Origin of the sequence: Stappia sp., from assembly GCF_048261845.1 — a bacterium.
Taxonomy (GTDB): Bacteria; Pseudomonadota; Alphaproteobacteria; order Rhizobiales; family Stappiaceae; genus Stappia.
Genome location: NZ_JBLXFR010000039.1, coordinates 1 through 14,235, shown reverse-complemented (window position 1 = coordinate 14,235; position 14,235 = coordinate 1). Strand labels below are relative to the sequence as shown.

Annotated in this window: 15 protein-coding genes; 12 read left to right on the top strand and 3 right to left on the bottom strand. The window is 65.6% G+C overall.

Annotation, left to right across the window (positions count from 1 at the left end):
• Positions 1–12: 12 nt before the first annotated feature.
• Both ACN0T5_RS15090 and ACN0T5_RS15085 read right to left on the bottom strand, forming a co-directional pair.
• Positions 13–786: a DeoR/GlpR family DNA-binding transcription regulator gene (locus ACN0T5_RS15090; RefSeq protein WP_417769433.1), complete on the bottom strand. Its 774-nt coding sequence runs from the start codon at positions 784–786 to the stop codon at positions 13–15.
• 207 nt (positions 787–993) lie between these two features.
• Positions 994–2,004: an AraC family transcriptional regulator gene (locus tag ACN0T5_RS15085; protein WP_417769432.1), complete on the bottom strand. Its 1,011-nt coding sequence runs from the start codon at positions 2,002–2,004 to the stop codon at positions 994–996.
• A 178-nt stretch (positions 2,005–2,182) separates the two neighbouring features.
• Between ACN0T5_RS15085 and ACN0T5_RS15080 the strand changes: the two genes are divergently transcribed.
• The 5 genes from ACN0T5_RS15080 to ACN0T5_RS15060 all read left to right on the top strand — a co-directional run bounded on the left by ACN0T5_RS15080 (position 2,183) and on the right by ACN0T5_RS15060 (position 6,534).
• Positions 2,183–2,623 carry a cupin domain-containing protein gene (locus ACN0T5_RS15080; RefSeq protein ID WP_417769431.1) on the top strand — a complete coding sequence of 147 codons (441 nt, stop codon included), beginning with the start codon at positions 2,183–2,185 and terminating at the stop codon, positions 2,621–2,623.
• 15 nt (positions 2,624–2,638) lie between these two features.
• Positions 2,639–3,481, top strand: coding sequence for an alpha/beta hydrolase (locus ACN0T5_RS15075; RefSeq protein ID WP_417769430.1), 843 nt, complete (start codon positions 2,639–2,641; stop codon positions 3,479–3,481).
• 35 nt (positions 3,482–3,516) lie between these two features.
• On the top strand, positions 3,517–3,984 hold the full coding sequence (locus ACN0T5_RS15070) for a cupin domain-containing protein (protein WP_417769429.1): 468 nt from the start codon (positions 3,517–3,519) through the stop codon (positions 3,982–3,984).
• Positions 3,981–5,216 carry a flavin-dependent oxidoreductase gene (locus ACN0T5_RS15065; RefSeq protein WP_417769428.1) on the top strand — a complete coding sequence of 412 codons (1,236 nt, stop codon included), beginning with the start codon at positions 3,981–3,983 and terminating at the stop codon, positions 5,214–5,216. The genes ACN0T5_RS15070 and ACN0T5_RS15065 overlap by 4 nt, the downstream gene beginning before the upstream one ends.
• A gap of 136 nt (positions 5,217–5,352) precedes the next feature.
• Positions 5,353–6,534, top strand: a complete 1,182-nt coding sequence (locus ACN0T5_RS15060) for an ABC transporter substrate-binding protein (protein WP_417769427.1) — start codon at positions 5,353–5,355, stop codon at positions 6,532–6,534.
• A gap of 343 nt (positions 6,535–6,877) precedes the next feature.
• On the opposite strand, the gene ACN0T5_RS15055 is transcribed toward ACN0T5_RS15060, so the two are convergent.
• A complete protein-coding gene (locus ACN0T5_RS15055; protein ID WP_417769426.1) occupies positions 6,878–7,606 on the bottom strand; it encodes a GntR family transcriptional regulator in 729 nt (242 codons plus the stop codon).
• Between the two features lie 158 nt (positions 7,607–7,764).
• On the opposite strand from ACN0T5_RS15055, the gene ACN0T5_RS15050 reads away from it, so the two are divergent.
• The 7 genes from ACN0T5_RS15050 to ACN0T5_RS15020 all read left to right on the top strand — a co-directional run bounded on the left by ACN0T5_RS15050 (position 7,765) and on the right by ACN0T5_RS15020 (position 14,134).
• Entirely contained in the window at positions 7,765–8,334 is a 570-nt protein-coding gene (locus tag ACN0T5_RS15050) for a TRAP transporter small permease (RefSeq protein WP_417769425.1), read from the top strand.
• Entirely contained in the window at positions 8,331–9,605 is a 1,275-nt protein-coding gene (locus ACN0T5_RS15045; protein ID WP_417769424.1) for a TRAP transporter large permease, read from the top strand. The genes ACN0T5_RS15050 and ACN0T5_RS15045 overlap by 4 nt, the downstream gene beginning before the upstream one ends.
• Positions 9,602–10,531, top strand: coding sequence for a 3-hydroxyacyl-CoA dehydrogenase NAD-binding domain-containing protein (locus tag ACN0T5_RS15040; RefSeq protein WP_417769423.1), 930 nt, complete (start codon positions 9,602–9,604; stop codon positions 10,529–10,531). Before ACN0T5_RS15045 ends, ACN0T5_RS15040 begins: the two co-directional genes overlap by 4 nt.
• A 130-nt stretch (positions 10,532–10,661) precedes the next feature.
• The gene (locus tag ACN0T5_RS15035; RefSeq protein WP_417769422.1) at positions 10,662–11,630 is read left to right on the top strand and encodes a TRAP transporter substrate-binding protein; all 969 of its coding nucleotides are present in this window, start codon (positions 10,662–10,664) and stop codon (positions 11,628–11,630) included.
• A 70-nt stretch (positions 11,631–11,700) separates the two neighbouring features.
• The gene (locus ACN0T5_RS15030) at positions 11,701–12,564 is read left to right on the top strand and encodes a VOC family protein (RefSeq protein ID WP_417769421.1); all 864 of its coding nucleotides are present in this window, start codon (positions 11,701–11,703) and stop codon (positions 12,562–12,564) included.
• Entirely contained in the window at positions 12,561–13,442 is an 882-nt protein-coding gene (locus tag ACN0T5_RS15025) for a VOC family protein (RefSeq protein ID WP_417769420.1), read from the top strand. Before ACN0T5_RS15030 ends, ACN0T5_RS15025 begins: the two co-directional genes overlap by 4 nt.
• Complete coding sequence (locus tag ACN0T5_RS15020; RefSeq protein ID WP_417769419.1) at positions 13,442–14,134, top strand: class II aldolase/adducin family protein; 693 nt, start codon at positions 13,442–13,444, stop codon at positions 14,132–14,134. The genes ACN0T5_RS15025 and ACN0T5_RS15020 overlap by 1 nt, the downstream gene beginning before the upstream one ends.
• Positions 14,135–14,235 lie beyond the last annotated feature (101 nt).

Here is a 14,235-nt window from a genome sequence, read left to right as displayed (position 1 = left end):
GCGCATTTGCGCCTAGGCGATGTGCAGGTTGACCTGCGAGGCGGCAAGGATGTGCTGTAGTGCACCTTCCGGCTTCGCGTCGGTGACAAGGTCGTTGACCTCGGTGACGTTGCCCAGATGTACGAGCGCGGTGCGGTAGAACTTGCTGGAATCGGTGGCCAGCAGCGTCGATCGCGCCTGACCGATCGCGGTGCGCACGATCGAGACCTCGTTCTGGTCGTCGTCCCCCATGCCGCCGTCCTCGTCGATGCCGCTGACGGCGATGATGGCCGTGTCGAAGCGGAAGCGGCGGATGAACTCGGACATGCTCTCGCCCATGACACTGCCGGCGACATTCTTCACGAAACCGCCGGGAACAGCGACCGTGAAGTCGGTCCTGTCGGTCAGGATCACGGCCGCGCGCAGGCTGTAGGTGACGATTTTCAGATCGTTGCGTTCACAAAGCGCCTCCGCCACGGCTTCGCAGGTCGAGCCCGCGTCGAGGAACAGCGAGGCACCGTCCGGCACGAGTTCGGCCACGCGCCGGGCGATCCGGTGCTTGATCGTGAAGCGTTCCACCCGCCGTTGCCGATAGGTCTGCGCGTCGATGGGACCGGCCAGCGCAACGCCGCCGTGATGCCGCCTTACCCGCCCCTGCAGGGCGAGGTCGGCGATGTCGCGGCGGATGGTCTGCGAGGTGACGGAGAACCGCGTTGTCAGTTCCTCGACCGAGGCATAGCCCGCCTTTTCGAGGAAACCCATCATCTCCTGCTGCCGCAGCGTTTTCTTCTTGGGGCTTTCGTCCATTCGGAATTGCGCCGCTTTCATGCACGGCCTGCCTTTCCGGCAGCGCCGTCGTCCCGAGCCCGTGTCCGTATCTCACGCATATGTTGAAAAACCGACATTTCAGTCGGGAATAGGGACACGGTCCGGCGGTCAAGGCAAGTCCGCGTCGGTCATTGCCGACGAAGACGGGCGGCGGCGGCGAAAATACCTGCCGAAAGCGGGGCCGTCTTATCCGCAGGACACGCCGGTCCGGCGTCGTTCGCTGGGCGAATGACCGAAACGTTCCTTGTAGTCGCGCGAGAAGCGTCCGAGATGCGAGAAGCCGCAGGAATATGCGGCCTCGGTGACGCCAGGGGCGTCCTTGTGTGCCATCAGCTGGTAATGCGCCGTGTCGAGCCGGGCGTTCCGCAGCACCTGCATCGGCGACAGGCCGAAGACCCGCTGAAATCCCTTTTGCAGGGTGCGCACATTGATCCCGGCCGCCGCCGCGATGTCGGCCAGTGTCACCGGCTCCGAGAGATTGGCGTGGATGTAGTCGAGCGCCTGACGGATCGCCCGCGGGCGCGCCTTTTGGTCGGAGCGCTCGATGATGTGGGAGATGTTGCTGTGCTGAAGCGTCAGCAGAGCGTGGGCCAGGTCGTATTCGACACGCAGGTCTCCCCCGCCCAGCGGACGCCGGAACAGGTCGCCGTTCTCGACCGCGTCGACACAGGCGGTGACGATCCGCTGCAGGCGTCGCCCGGACGGAGAGGCAAGGTCGACTTTCATGTCAAACCTGATCGGGCCGGGCAGGGGCGTCCCCACCAGTGCCTGCGCCACGTTTTCCAGATGCGCCCGGTCGATCTGGACCAGCAGCTTGCTGCAACCTTCTCCCCAGTGCAGCCGGGCATCCCGGTCGGGATTGAGGATCGCCGCCATCGACGGGCTTGCCGTCATCTCCTCGCAGCGATGCTGCACGCGCGCCGTGCCTGCAAGGGGAATGTGAAACAGGTAGAACGAGCCCAGAAGTCCCGGATCGACGGTCACCTCGGGTCCGTAGGCGAGGTAGTTGACCGACAGGTTCAGCCCCCTGACCGCGTTGTGCCTTACCGACAGGCTGGCCCGGCGAGTTTGCACGTCCAGCCGGTGGTCGCAGAACTTCTGCCCGATGCTGTGACGTGCCTCGTCAAGGTCGGTGGTGCGCAGCACGGGATGGCTCGCGAAATATTCGCGCGGTGGCAGTGTCCGTTCGCCGGTCATGGCACCTCCCGTGGTTTCCGGTCTTCCGGTCATGATGAACGCAAGAACCGCATTTTATTTCAAGTCTAAAATATCTCCCGCAACAAGCGTTCGTTTTTTGGATAGGTGGTTTTGCGGTTTCGGGGCAGGCTTGCGTGAGAACTGCCCAACAACAGCGGACCGAAACGGAGTGCGTGCAATGGAACCCGGTTTGACCAAGGCCGATGCCGGCCTGAACGGACATGCTTGGAACGTGGTCGGGCATACTTATGTGCCCAAGCTCTGGAACGAGGATGCCTTCATCTGGCATGCCACGTTGCCGGATGGCACTTTCGTGCCGCCGCATATCCATCCGACCCAGGATGAATGGATCTACATGCTCGACGGCGAGCTGGAGGTCGAGTTCGGCGAGGAGAAGGTCGTTGCCCGGACCGGCGACACCGTGAAGATGCCTCGCGGCATCGCCCACGGCATCTTCAATCGTTCCGGCACGACAGCCTTGTGTGTCTTTGGCGTCGCGCCTTCGCGCCGGCTCTACGACCTCTTCATCGCGCTGGACGGCGTCACCGATCCGGCGGAACTGGTGCGCCTGTCGGCCCTGCACGAGGTCGACTTCCTGCCGCCGCCGGATGCTGCCTGAGCATCGGCGAAGATCATGACGACCATTCTTCCTCCCGTCCGCGACTGGGACGATGCCTTCGCGAACATGGCTCATGTGGCGAACTCGCATGAGCTTCCGGGCTTCTGGTCGGCGCGTGCGGCCGAGTACCGCGCGCGGATGCAGGCCGAGGGCCACCGGCTCGACCTCGACATCGCCTATGGCGGGCACCCGCGCGAGGCGTATGACATTGTCTGGCCGCAAGGGGAGGCGCGCGGGCTCGCCGTCTTTGTGCATGGCGGCTACTGGATGCGGCTCGACAAGTCCTTCTGGACGGATTTCGCCGAAGGCGCACGGGCGCGGGGCTGGGCGGTGTGCCTGCCGAGCTACACGCTTGCGCCGGAGGCGCGGATCTCGCAGATCACCGCCCAGATTGGCCGTGCCATCGAGCATGTCGCGGCGCGCGTTGCCGGTCCGATACGGCTTTCGGGTCATTCGGCCGGTGGCCACCTGGTCAGCCGGATGGTCTGCTCCGACAGCCCGCTCCCGGAAGGCATTCGCGCCCGCATCGCGCATACCCTGTCGATCAGCGGGCTGCATGACCTGCGCCCGCTGCTCCACACGAAGATGAACGAGACCCTGCATCTCGACCTTGCCGAGGCGCGCAGCGAAAGTGCGGCGCTGGCGCAGCCCGGCCTTGCGGCACCGCTCACATGCTGGGTCGGCGGCGGCGAGCGGCCCGAATTCATCCGGCAGGCACGGCTGCTTGCCGATGTCTGGGGCGGGCTCGACGTTCCGGCTGCAGCCCATGTCGAGGGCGACCACAACCATTTCACGGTACTCGAAGGGTTGAAGGATCCGGCCTCGGCGATCACCGCGGCCTTCGTCGGCGACGACTGACCCCGTCCCGGCGACGCAGCATGAAAGGACAGACCATGACCGCAATGGCCCCCGGTATCGTGAAATCCGGCGAGAGCATCGAACAGATCCGCTGGAACATCCTCGGCCAGACCTATGTGCCCAAGCAGATGACCGAGGAGTGTTTCTCCTGGCATGCGACCCTGCCGCCGGGCACTTTCGTCCCGCCGCATATCCATCCGGACCAGGACGAGTTCCTGTACATTCTCGAAGGACGGTTCACGTTCCTGCTCGACGGGGTCGAGGCGATCGGCGAGCCGGGCGATCTGGTCAAGCTGCCGCGCGGCGTGCCGCACGGGATCTTCAACAAGTCGGAGAGCGCCATCAAGACACTGTTCTGGGTGACGCCGGCGGCGCAGCTCTACGACCTGTTCTGGGCCCTGCACAACATGGGACCGGACGCGGACCCGGCGGAGATCGTCGCGGTCTCGGCGGCGCATGCCATCGACTTCCTGCCGCCGCAGGACAGCGAGACGACGCAATGACTGTCCTGATCGCGGGCGCGGGCATTGGCGGGCTGACCACCGCCTTGATGCTGCACGCGCGGGGCATACGCTGCCAGGTGGTCGAGCAGGCGCCGGAGGTGCGCGAGGTCGGGGTCGGAATCAACACGCTGCCTCACTCGATCGCCGAACTGGCGGAACTGGGGCTGCTGGAGAGGCTGGACGGGGTGGGCCTGCGAACGCGCGAGTTGCGCTACCTGACCCGCAATGGCCAGGAAGTCTGGCGCGAGCTTCGCGGGATGCATGCGGGCCACAAGCACCCGCAATTTTCCATCCATCGCGGGCGGCTGCAGAAGCTGCTTTACGACGCGGTGATCGAAAGGATGGGACCCGGCGCGGTTGCGACCGGGCTGAAGCTTTCCGGCTTCGTGCAGGACGAGGCCGGCGTCACCGCGCATTTCACGGATGTGCTCGACGGGCTGTCCTCGCGCACCTTGCGCGCCGAGGTGCTGGTCTGCGCCGACGGCATCCACAGCATGGGGCGCAGGCGCTTCTACCCGAACGAGGGCCCGCCGAGCTGGCAAGGCGTTGTCATGTGGCGCGGCGCGGCCGAGTGGCCCGTCTGGGAGGACGGCGAGACCATGGCGATTGCCGGCGGGCTGGGCGGCAAGCTGGTGCTGTACCCGATCGCGCCGGCGAAGGACGGCCGGCAGCTGATGAACTGGGTGGTGAATGTCCGCGTCGCCGATGCCTCGGTGTCGCCGCCGCCGCCTGAAAGCTGGTCGAAGCAGGCGCCTCTTTCCAGGGTGCTGCCCCATGCCCGGCGGTTCACCGTGCCCGGTTTCGACGTGGAGGCACTGGTGCGCGCCAGTGGGGCGATCTTCGAATATCCGATGGCGGACCGAGATCCGCTGCCGCGCTGGACCCATGGACGGGTAACGCTGCTCGGCGATGCCGCGCACCCGATGTATCCGGTCGGCTCCAACGGCGCGGCGCAGGCGATCCTGGACGCACGCTGTCTTGCCGATCACATGGTCCGGGCCGAGCACCCCCGCGAGGCGCTCTACCGCTACGAGCTCGAGCGGCTGCCGAAGACGGCGGAAGTGGTGCGCACCAACCGCAAGGGCGGGCCGGAGCGGGTCATTGACGAGGTGGAGCGGATCAGCCCGCGCCGCTTCGACAATATCGAGGATGTCCTCAGCCACGCGGACCGAAAGGCGATCGTCGAGGGCTACGCGAAAATGGCGGGCTTTGCCGCGAAAAAGACCGGCTGACAGCGAAGCCGGCAACAGGAAGGACCGGTGGACGGGAGGCCGGTACGACAGGTCAGCTTGCGGCGGGAGACCGTCTCAAGGGCGACCGACTTGCAAAGATCCGACCCCGAGACGGGGCGTGAAGAGGGGAATAATCATGACTTCCAGATGGACACGGAAACTCGCGGGACTGGCAACGGGCGTCGCGCTGGGCGCGCTCGCCACGTCCGCCGCCCTTGCCGAGGATATCAAGATCGGCATGGTGGTGACGCTCTCCGGCCCGCCGGCGGCGCTGGGCCAGCAGATCGTCGACGGCTTCCAGCTGGCGCTGGAGCAGAACGGCGGGATGCTCGGCGGACAGCCGGTGGACCTGATCGTCGAGGACGACGAGCTGAAGCCGGATGTGGCCCTGGTCAAGGCGCGCTCGCTGCTCGAACGAGATCAGGTCGACTTCGTTGTCGGCACGGTGTTTTCCAACATGCTGCAGGCGATCTTCAAGCCGGTCGTGCAGTCGGAAACCTTCCTGATCAGCCCGAATGCGGGGCCTTCGACCTTCGCCGGGCGCAACTGCAACCCCTACTTCTTCGTCACCTCCTACCAGAACAACCAGCCGGCCGAAGTCAGCGGCATGATCGCCAACGAGGAAGGTTTCAAGAACGTCATCGCCATGGTGCCGAACTATCAGGCGGGACGCGACAATATCGAGGGCTTCAAGCAGACCTTCAAGGGCGGTGTGGCGGACGAGATGTTCACCCCGCTCGGCCATCAGGACTTCTCTCCCGAACTGGCGCGCATCGCCACGTCGGGGGCCGATGCGCTGTTCACCTTCATGCCGGGCGGCATGGGCGTGCGGCTGGTCCGGCAGTTCGACGCGGCAGGCCTTTCCGACAAGCTGAAGTTCCTGTCGGTCTTCACCACGGACGAATCGACGCTGCCCGGTCAGCAGGACGCTGCGCTCGGTTTCCTCTCCGCCGGGTCGTGGGCGCCCGACATGGACAACGAGGCCAACAAGGCCTTCGTCGCCGCGTTCGAGGAAAAATACGGTTATGTGCCGGGTTCCTTCGCGGCGCAGTCCTATGACGCCGCCCAGCTCATCGCCAGTGCCCTGGAACGGACCGCGGGCGATACCACGGACAAGGAAGCCATGAGGGCGGCGCTGGAGGCGGCCCAGTTCACGTCGGTGCGTGGAAAATTCTCCTTCAGCAACAACCACTATCCGATCCAGGACTTCCACATGCTGAAGGTCGCCAAGCGCGAGGACGGCAAGTTCTGGACGACGGTGGTGAAGACCGTTGTCGAGGACTACGAGGACAGCTTCCATCAGGACTGCAAGATGTAGGATCTGGCAGGTGCCTGGCCCGTCCGCCATGTGCAGGCGGGATTTGGCGCCGCCGTTGCGGCAGTCCTTTGCATGACAAGGCCGGGAGCAGCCCTCCCGGCCTTGATCGTCGCCGAGCCGCCGCTTCAGACGCCCGGCGCCCGCCACATGGGCGAGGTCATGCCCGGGTCGCGCCGAGTTTTCCGGTCCTGCAACCTCGGATGCGTGTGCCTGTTACAACATTTCGATCCGCATGCAACTTCAGCAACCGGGCGTGTCCTTGGAATTCAGCGGGGTCATGGTCACGCTGGGCGAATGGCGATCACGAGTTCGCCATCTGCTTGCGGGCGGGGCCTTCACGGTTCTATGGCTTGGCCTCAGCCAGGGCCTCCCCGTGAGGCGCCTTCTCGTCAGGAGCGCCGGGTGAAAGCGCGGTGATGACGGCGTCGGTCGTTCGCTGGACATGCACGGAGATGATGCCGGCGGCCTTTTCCACATCCCGCGCCATCGCCGCCTCGAACAGGGCCTCGTGCTCGGCGTGGATGTTCCGGGTCCAGACGGTCTTGATGCGGCTGAAGCGGCGGTAGCGTTCATGCTGCCGGAAGAGTTGTTCGCGCAGCCGCAGGAGCCACGCCGAACCGCAGGCCGCGACCGTGGCGTCGTGAAAGGCCGAGTTGTGCTTTTCCCAGAGGTCGAGCGCCTTGATGCCCTGATCCTCGCCGGTCTCGAGCCGCGACAGCCGGTGATACGTGGTGATCAGCCGTTCTTCCCATGCGGTGTCGCCGCGCGGGATCGAGCGCGTCAAGGCCTCGACCTCGAGCAGCTTGCGCAGGTCGCCGATTTCGGCGGCGTCATGCACGGAGATCGGCGCCACCACGAAGCCGCGCTGGCCGATGACATTGACGAGGTGGTCGCCGGACAGCCGGGACAGGGCCTCGCGCAAGGGGGCCGCACCAAAGCCGTAGCGCTTGCGCAGGATGTCGATCTTCAGCTTTTCGCCCGGCTTCAGTGTGCCGGACACGATGTCTTCCCGGATCGTGCGATAGGCACGCTCCGCGATGGTCTTCTCCGGACCCTGTGAATCAGCACTCAAGCCCAAGCCTCCTGCCCATGATTTTGATAGCCCTTTGCAGAGGATACGCCAATCTGGCAAAAGTGCAATAATATCGATTTTTTGTTTGACACCGTAAAAATATCGATATTCACTCGCGCTCCGATCGCCAATAGTGGATCAAGGCAAGGGAGATGCGAATGGCTGCGCCGGGGAGGGCTGACGAAAGCACGGGATTTCGCGGCCGGTTGATGCGGATGAGCGATGCCGTGGCCTGGGTCGAGGCGCGTTTCGCCGGCGCAATCGTTGTCGCCATTCTGGGCCTCCTGCTTGCCAATGTCGTGTCCCGCGCCTTCGGCCGGCCGTTGATCTGGACGGACGAGCTTGCCGTCTACCTGATGGTTCTCGGCGCCTTCGCCGGGGCGTCCCTGGGCCTTGCCAACCGCCAGCACATCGCTGTCACGCTGGTGTCCGACGGGCTGGGCGAGGGCGTCCGCAAGGTGCTGGCCCGCATCGTCGATACCGTTCTTCTGGCGCTCTTCGCGCTCTTTGCCTGGATGCTGTGGAACTGGTTCGATCCGCTCGGGGTGCTTGCTTCGGACAACCTCCAGGCCTATTCGCTGAAGAGCTTCAACTTCCTCTATCAGGAACCGACGACGACGCTCGGCGTGCGCAAGGTCTGGTTCTGGCTCATTCTTCCCGTTTTCTGCCTGACGGGAATGGTGCATGTGCTCGCCCGCTTCGGCGCCGTTTCGGAGCGCGCACGATGATCGGCGGCGGTTTCTTTCTGGCTTTCCTGATCGCCGGCGTGCCGATTGCCTTCGCACTGATGGCGCTGGCCGTCGTCATCATTCTTGCAGGCGGCAACCACATCCTGTTCCAGAGCTTCCCGCAGCAATTCTTCGGCGGGCTCGAGAATTACGGCTTGCTGGCGCTGCCGCTCTTCATCCTTCTGGGCGAGTTCATGAACGAAGGCGGGATCGGCCGGCGGCTGATGGCCTTCGCCATGGCGCTGCTTGGCTCGATGCGCGGCGGGCTTGCCTATGTCAATCTCGTCGCCAACATGATGATGGCCTCGATCCTCGGCTCCACGGTCGCGCAGATCACCATCATGTCGCGCATCGCGGTGCCTGAAATGGAACGCGCCGGCTACCCGCGCGATGTTTCGGTGGCCATCACCGCCGCTGGCGGCATGCTGGCGCCGATCATCCCGCCGTCGATGATGTTCATCATCTTCGGCGTCATCGCCCAGCTTCCGATCGGCGACCTCTTCATTGCCGGCATCGTGCCGGGCGTCATCCTGTTCCTCGCCTTCCTCGCGGTCATTGCCTGGCTCGGGCATAGGTACAATTTTCCGAAAAGCGGGAAACTGGAGCTGCGCGAGCGCGTCGTCGCCGTCCGTGACGCGCTGCCGGCGGCGGCCATTCCCGTTGTCATCATCGGCTCGATCCTCGGCGGCATCGCGACGCCGACCGAAGCGGCCGCCATTGCGTCGGTGGCCGCTGTTTTCGTCGGCATGTTCGTCTACCGGGAAATGTCGCTAAGCGATATCTGGCCCGCCTTCATGCGGGCGGCGGCGTCCTCCGCCGTCGTCCTGTTCCTGATCGCCGCCGCCGGGCTCTTCTCATGGGTCATCACCTTCGAGAACGTGCCGGCCATCGTCTCTGCCTGGGTTCAGTCGCTGACGACGTCGCCGATCGTCTTCCTGCTGACGATCAACCTGATCCTGCTCTTCCTCGGCATGGTGACGGATCCGATCCCGGCGATCATCCTCGTCGTGCCGGTGTTCCTGCCGGTGGCGACGGGCGTCTACGGCATCGATCCGTTCCAGTTCGGCGTCATCGTCTGCCTCAACCTGACGGCCGGCCTCCTGACGCCGCCCGTCGGCACGGGCCTCTTCACCGCCGCTCTTATGGGCAATGTCAGGGCCGAGCGTCTGGCGCGGCTGATCATGCCCTTCTTCCTCGCGGTTGCGATTGTCATCGTGGCCCTGTCCCTGTTTCCGTTGCTCTCGACGGGTCTTGGAGCGGCGCTGCAATGACCCGCGTGGCGGTCATCGGAGGCGGGCTGATCGGAGCGGGGTGGGCCGCGGCATTCGCCGGCGCGGGGTGTCAGACGCTGGTCGTCGATCCGGATCCGGGCGCATCCGCCCGCGTTGCCGCCACCTGGGAGCAGGCGCGCGCCGTGCTCGCCCGGCTCGGCAATCTGGCGGAAGAGGCGGAGCCGCCGGCGGTGGTCACGACATTTCCGCAAGGCCGCGTCGACCTCGTTCAGGAGGCCCTGCCCGAGAACCTCGATCTGAAACGGCGCGTGCTTGCCGATGTCGAGCAAGGGAGCGGGCCGGAGACGGTCATTGCCTCGTCCTCATCGAGCTTCACAGCCGATGCGATCGCGGTCGGGCTGAAACGGCCGGACCGGCTCCTGATCGGCCATCCCTGCAATCCGCCTTATCTGATGCCGGTGGTCGAGATCGCGGGCGGCTCCGCCACGTCGCCCGACGCGATGGCGATGGCGCGCGCGATCTACGAGGCGATGGGCAAGACGGTCCTGGAGCTGAAGAAACCGGTCGCCGGGCATCTGGTCAACCGGCTGCAGGCGGCCTTGTGGCGCGAAGCCGTGCATCTTGTCGCCACGGGCGCGGCGAGCCTCGAGGACACCGAGCGTGCCGTGACCGAGGCGCTGGCGCCGCGCTGGTGCCGGCTTGGCCCGATGAGCGTCTTCGCCCTTGCCGGCGCCGAGCGCGGCATGGCCGGCTTTCTCGAGGCGCTCGGCCCGCAATTCCAGGCATTGTTCGACGATCTCGGGGCACCGGAACTGGATGCCGAAACCTGCCGGGCGATCGCCGAGGCCTATGAGGCGGCGGATCTGCCGTCGCTTGCCAGGATCGCCGCCGATCGCGACGCGACCATGCCGGTCCTCCTGGATCAGGTGGCGAGAATGAACCGCGAGCGCGACAGCACCCTCTGAAATAACGAGAAAATTTCTTTCTTGGCAAAAATATCGATTTTTTGTTGATCTTCTAAAAATATCGATATTTTATAAAGCCACGGTCGGCGCTCTCATATCCGCACGACCGAGCGAAAAGGGGAGGTAGGACATGCAACGCTTCAAAGGCGCCGCGCTGGCGGCATCCATCCTGGCAATGACCGCCGGTTCGGCGACCGCCGAGCAGTACCGGCTCGGGCTGATCACGCCGCCGCCGCATCAGTGGACGGTGACCGCGACCGCCGCCGCCGAGGAGATCAAGGACCGCACCGAGGGCCGGGTCGAGATCCTGGTGTTCCCGTCGGGCCAGCTCGGCAACGAGGCGCAGATGCTGCAGCAGCTGCAGAGCGGCGTGATGGACTTCGCCTTCTTCACGCTTGGCGAGTTCGCCAACCGCGACCCCAATTACGGCATCTTTCTCGCGCCCTACATCGTCAAGGACGTGGCCGGCGCGCGGGACCTCCTGAAGGGCAAGACCGCAACGAAGCTGCTTGAGGGCATGAACAATTTCGGCCTTGTCGGTCTCGGCTGGGGCATGGCCGGCATGCGCATGATCGTCACCCGCGGCGAAACCAAGACGGTCGAGGACCTGAAGGGCAAGAAGATCCGCACCATCCCCTTCGCGCCGGAACTGGCCTTCTGGGAAGGTCTTGGCGCTGCGCCGACGCCGATGCCGCTGCCGGCGCTCTATGACGCCTTCGCCAACGGCCAGGTCGACGGCATGCAGATCGACGTCGAGGGCACCTGGAACTCGAAATACTACGACCACGCCGGTTCCATCGTCATCTCCGACCACATGATGTTCCCGATGGCGGCGATCGCCTCGGGGCGCAAGTGGGGCACGATCGCGGAAGCCGACCGCGCCATTGTCGAGGAGGTCTTCGCGGCGCGGCTGGACGGGCTGGTCGCCGGATATGCCGGGATCGACGCCGACTACCGCGCCAAGCTGGAGACGACCGATGTTCCGGTCATCCAGGTCGGCCGCGAATGGTTCGGCGATGCGATTGACCAGTGGTACGCCCGCTGGCGCGAGGAAGCGCCGCTCCTCACGGAGCTTGAAGCCGAAGCTTCCGGAATGTGACCTTCGGGTCGGAATAGCGCACACGGGCGGTTCGTCGCCCGTGTGCACCTGGAATGCAAGGAGCCGATTGATGAAGTACCGTGACCTCAGATACCTGCGTGTGGCCGTCGACAATCTCGACGAGGCCGCGCGTTTTGCACGGGATGTCCTCGGCCTGCAGGCGTCTGACCGCGACGACGAGCGTGCCATGTTCCGCTCCGATGACCGCAACTACTCGCTGTGCCTTTCCACGGCGGGCGACGGCGAGGCGATCGCGCTCACCGTGGCGCGCGAGGAGGACCTTGGCGCGCTCAAGGCACGGCTCGAGGCTGCCGGGTATTCGTCGCGCATGCTCGGCGCAGACGACGCGCGCCTGCGGCAGGCAAAGGCGGTTCTGGCCACCGAGGCTCCGAACGGCGTCACCGTCGAGATCGTCTGGCGGCCGCTGACGTCGGGCTGGCGCTATCACGGTCCGCGCGATGCCGGCATCATCGACTTCAATGCGGTCCAGCTTGCCTGCACCGACGTTGCCGCCAACGAGACCTTCTTCGTCAAGGGGCTGGGCCTGACTGTGTCCGACTGGGCCGGCGACACCGCCTATCTGGCGCTCGACGAGGCGCATCACCGCATCGCGCTCTACCCTTCCGCCCGCGACGGCATTCTCGGCGCGGCCTACGAGGTCGACGCCAAGGACAGCCTGATGCGCAACTGGTATTTCATCCAGAAAAGCCAGCTTCCCGTCATCGCCGGCCCGGACCGGCAGGCTGCCTCAGGCGCCATGTACGTGACGACGCGCGGCCCCGGGGGGCTGCTGCTGAGCTACATGACGGGCATGGAGAAGGGCCCGCAGATCGAGGCTCGCGGTCCGCGCCAGTTCCCGGACACCGCGATGAGCCATGGCCAATGGGGCTCGGTGACCGGGCAACCGGAATTCCTGGGAGGAGATGCGCGATGATCGAGCTGAAGGACGTCGTCTACTGCCGCCTTGGCACCACGGATCTGGCGGGGGCGGAATGGTTCGCCACCAATATTCTTGGCCTGGAGGTTTCCGAGCGCCGCCGCGGGGCGACCTATTTCAAGTCCGACGAGCGGGCCCACACGCTGTGCTATGTCGAGGGCGATCCGGCCGATCAGGTGACGGCCTTCGAACTCGGACGCGGCGAGGACCTGCAGACGGCGGCCGCAACGCTCGAGGCACTGGGCCACGCCGTGCACTACGGCACGCGGGAGGAATGCGAGGCGCGGCTGGTACGCGAGTTCATCCGTTTCCGCGATCCGACCGGCAATGCGATCGAGTTCGTCGTCCGTCCCGAGACGACGGGCCTGCGCTATCACGGCACCCGCGACGCCGGCATCACCGGGTTCTCCCATGTGGGGCTCTGCACCACGGATGCGGCGCGCGACGAGGCCTTCTGGACCAGTGTCTGCAACGCCCGCGTCTCCGATCGCATCGGCGATGCACCGTTGATGCGGCTCGGCACGATCCATCATTCGATCGCGCTCTTCCCCTTCCACAAGGCGGGGATCCAGCACATCAACCATCAGGTCGGTGGTACGGACGACATCCAGCGCTCGTTCAACTTCGTCTCCGACAACCAGGTCAACGTCACCTTCGGCCCCGGCCAGCACCCGACCTCGTCGGCCGAGTTCCTGTACTTCACCGGGCCGGACGGCATGACCTTCGAGTATTCGACCGGGGTTTGCGAGATCCACGACGAGCCGCTCTGGCGCGACCGGCAGTTCCATTTCGAGCCGAAGGGCTTCTGCAAGTGGGGCTCCGCCCCGCGCATCGCGGCGTTTGACAACGCCAAGGGCGGCGACGGGCAGGGCTGATGAGCGATCTCTCCCTTACCGTCCGGCTGGCGGCCCGCGCGCTTGCCCGTGCGAACCTCGTCCATGCCTACGGGCACTGCTCGGCGCGTATCGACGCGGAGCGCTTCCTTGTCTGTCCTCCGGAGCCGATGGGCCTGATCGCGCCCGGCGCCGACTGCACCGAGGTGCCGGTCGACGGGCCCTTGCCCGAGGGCGTGCTTGGCGAGGTGCGGCTCCACCAGCAGATCTACCGGCGCCGGCCGGAGGCGCGCGGCGTCGTGCGCTTCATGGGTCCGAGCGCGATGGCACTGGGCGCGACCTCCACCGTGCCTGCCATGCGGCACGGTTTCGGCACCTATTTCGCCCCCGCCGTCGGCCTCTGGGACGACGTGCAGCTCATCCGCGACGATGCCCGTGCCAGGGGCGCCATCGACGCGATGGGGGAGGGCGCGGGCCTTCTGATGCGCGGCAATGGCGCGGTGACGGCGGGTGCGAGCCTCGAGGAAGCGACGGTGCTTGCCTGGTATCTGGAGGACATGTGCCGGGTGGAGCTTGCGGCCCGCGCGGCCGGGCTCGCCGAGGCCCCGACGATATCGCAGGAAGAGGCGAGCCAACGCGCGACCCGGGCCGGGCGCATCGTCGAGCGCATGTGGGATCATCTGACAGCAGGGGACCTGGAAAAGACCCCGCAGGAAAAAGGCGGCACAACGTGACCGAATTCAGGAACTTCATCGACGGCCGGTTCGTGTCCGGCCGGGGCGACGGCTTTGCCAACCACTTCCCGACCACGGGCGAGGTGATCGGCGAGATCCGT